Annotated in this window: 3 protein-coding genes; all 3 read right to left on the bottom strand. The window is 29.8% G+C overall.

Features of this window, described 5'->3' with window-relative positions; translation table 11 throughout:
• Positions 1-102: 102 nt before the first annotated feature.
• Positions 103-861: a hypothetical protein gene (locus tag G551_RS0112190; protein ID WP_084626411.1), complete on the bottom strand. Its 759-nt coding sequence runs from the start codon at positions 859-861 to the stop codon at positions 103-105.
• A 193-nt stretch (positions 862-1,054) separates the two neighbouring features.
• A complete protein-coding gene (locus G551_RS0112185) occupies positions 1,055-1,654 on the bottom strand; it encodes a hypothetical protein (RefSeq protein ID WP_036243867.1) in 600 nt (199 codons plus the stop codon).
• Positions 1,655-1,801: 147 nt separating this feature from the next.
• Positions 1,802-2,767 carry a hypothetical protein gene (locus tag G551_RS0112180; RefSeq protein ID WP_027885820.1) on the bottom strand — a complete coding sequence of 322 codons (966 nt, stop codon included), beginning with the start codon at positions 2,765-2,767 and terminating at the stop codon, positions 1,802-1,804.
• Positions 2,768-2,989: the final 222 nt, after the last annotated feature.

The raw sequence follows: 2,989 nt of genomic DNA, 5'->3' as shown, positions 1-2,989 counted from the left end.
AAACAAAAAACCTCCTAAAAGCGGTTTAAATAAGTGAGATTTTCTAAGAATTAAAGGCTTGTGCAACGGTTACCATTGTTAGCCACTGGCTTTTTTCCTATTCTATTTCAGTTGGAAATGTATGTGGTCGTCGTGTCGGACTGCCTGACAGCCGTGAAACCTGACTTTTCCGCTTTTTAAATTCAGACGTGTTTTTAAATGTGGTTCAATAAATAATTTTCCTGTGCTGTTTTGTCTTAAAATCAAATTAACTAATTCACGAGTTCCTTTCTCTGAAAATTCGATGTCCTTATTGACTGTACCCAAAGTTAAATATTTTGGGAAATCGTATTGCCAATTTCCACGTTGTTTACAAACCGAATTTTGGTCATATTCGTTCTCAGTTGGATCTTCGTAAACTCCATATCCACTAACCGAGGGCTTTTTATTGGTTAATTTTCCATTTGGCTCTTCATATATCAGCGATACGTCCACTTTTTTTCCGTCATTGTGGCTTAAATGGGGAAGAAGCGGAAATTTATCGATGAAAGGAAAGTTCGCATCGAGATAAATCATTTTTATCCCGCTGTTACGTTTCTCGAATTTGGTTGCAATTTGGTTAAGCGATTCGTTTAGCTTAGGTCGAACGTAATTTCGATTCGCAAGTTTGTAGAAGAACGATTTTGCTCTTAAAAATTCGGTTTCGGTTATTTTTTCTCGTCCGAAAATAGGTGCTACGTTTGGAACAATCAGAAAAGTAGCAATTAGGTAAAGTCCTGAAAATATTGCAAGTTTTTTCAGTTGTCTTTTTTTGGCTGACCGTTTTACTGATAGAATAGCAATCAGATAAATTATTCCACCAATTTGAGTAACAACTGTCAAAAGGACGAAAATTATTATGTGAAGCAGTATTTTCAAAGGTCTGTTTAGCTTGTGGGTAACGGTCTTGTATATTTGTCAGTTGTGGGAATTTAGGAACTAAAGATAGTAAAAAGAAATGACTTTGACGCGTGAGCGTCTGTGTCCGCAGGACACAGAACCACAATTGGAAATATACGTTGTTGTAAAACGTTTTTTAATTTTCAATTATTTCGAATCCATTTCCAAAATCAGTTGGTCTGCCATTAATATGATTATTGATAAACCAATAATCACCTGAATTCATTCTACCTGCTTTAAACTCTTTTTCAATTAAAGGTTTTAAGTCTTTCCAAAATTTTTCTGGAGCGTGTCTAAATATTAGAACTGGGGAAATATAATTTTTACATTTTAATTGCTTTTTACTGACCCAACCTCTTTTTTTAGTTATATCAATAAGAGTTTTGGTATTTTCTATATCAATTTTAGATTGAATTTCCCATAATGAATCTGTAATCTTTTTTGGTGCTTTAGTTTTTTTATCGGCTATTTTTCTAGCTATTTTACCCCATTCTAATTTTTTATCTCTTGGCAAATCGGCATATTCATATTTTGAAGTATAATTGGCTAAAATGATAGAATCTAAAATTTTGAAAAATGGATCTGTCATTTCTGGTAATTTTCTAATCCTTTGATCATTTTCGGTCATTTCAGCGAGTAAAGAGCATAATTCAGAATTATTATTGTAGTTAGTTTCGTTTTTACAACAATAAAAACAGAATACCATAAGAATAATTAAAAGAATTTTTTTCATCATAATATTTGCTGTATTTTTTTTGCAAATGTTTTACAACGGTCTTGTATAATTTCCCAGCTAAGGGAATTTAGGAATTAAAGATAGTAAAAAGAACTGACTTTGACGCGTGAGCGTCTGTGTCCGCAGGACACAGAACCTTAGTTGGAATTATACGGTGTTAGCACCAGTATTTTTACTTTTACTTAATCTTATAATAAGGTATAAGAATATAACCAATGTAATTAAAAATCTAAATAACATTCCAATCAAATTTTCTTCATTTACGAAATAATTTTTCATTATAATTAATAATTCTAAAATCAACGAATATATTAGAATACCAATACAAATCAATGAAAAGATTTTTTCGTTTTTAAAGTTTGCACCTATTACAATTCCAAAAATTGTCAAAAATACCGCAAGAAAACTATTTAAGTAAAGTTCACTTTTTTTCCAAAAAGATCTTCTTAGTTTTTTTTCTACAACTTCAATTTTTACAATTTCTGATTGTAACTTGAATAAGTCTCTTTGATTATAATTGTTTATTGAATTATTTAAGGCAAAGCCATAATCAAGAATCTCTTTTTCAGAGAAACTTTTTGTGATAATACTGTCTGGAATTTTTTTAGATAAATTAGTTATTATTTCTTTTTGATATTTTTTATTCTTTTCCAAAGAATCTGAATAATGATTTATTTCATCAATATCCATCACAATTAAATTATTTTTTTTAAAAAGATTTTCCGTTTCTAATCTTTCCTTACTACTAAATACTTCATTCTGTACTTTTTCGTATCTATTTACTAAAGAGTAGATTTCTAATTTAGGAAGAAAATTGTTTGAAAGTATAAAAGTTACCCCTCCCAGAATTAGAGATGTCAATAATCCGAATTTGAAGATTTTCGATAATAGATACCTCTGTTTCGATAAACTTGCTGTGACCAATATTATTGATAAAAAAACACTAAAATTAATTAAAGAAGGAGCTTGATTAATACTTACTATAATTCCATTTTTAATGTCAAATCCGTATTCATCATAATATAAACTAATAGTTTCAATAATTAATGAAAGATAATAAACTGAAAAACTTATTATAAATAATGGGATAAATTTTCGAAATATTTTGTTCATATTGGTGCTAACGGTCTCGTATATCGCTTCAAGTTGCGATCGCTAAGAAACGAATATAGCTAAAAAACTTTTAATAATTGAACGTGCCAGAGAAATGTCAGCCTAAAACCTGCGCAGCAATTTGTGATATACGTCTTAAGTTTGCATTTTAAAATAAATAGTAATTAATCAGAAAGAACAAAGAGGGAATTAAGGTTCTGTTATACGGTGAAGCGTTAGACT

This window comes from Mesonia mobilis DSM 19841, from assembly GCF_000423405.1.
Classification (GTDB): domain Bacteria; phylum Bacteroidota; class Bacteroidia; order Flavobacteriales; family Flavobacteriaceae; genus Mesonia; species Mesonia mobilis.
This window is presented reverse-complemented; position numbering and strand designations above follow the sequence as displayed.

Bases quoted from the DNA above. Each gene is read 5' to 3' on its own strand.
- G551_RS0112185 (WP_036243867.1), bottom strand. From the start codon at position 1,654: ATGATGAAAAAAATTCTTTTAATTATTCTTATGGTATTCTGTTTTTAT.
- G551_RS0112180 (WP_027885820.1), bottom strand. From the start codon at position 2,767: ATGAACAAAATATTTCGAAAATTTATCCCATTATTTATAATAAGTTTT.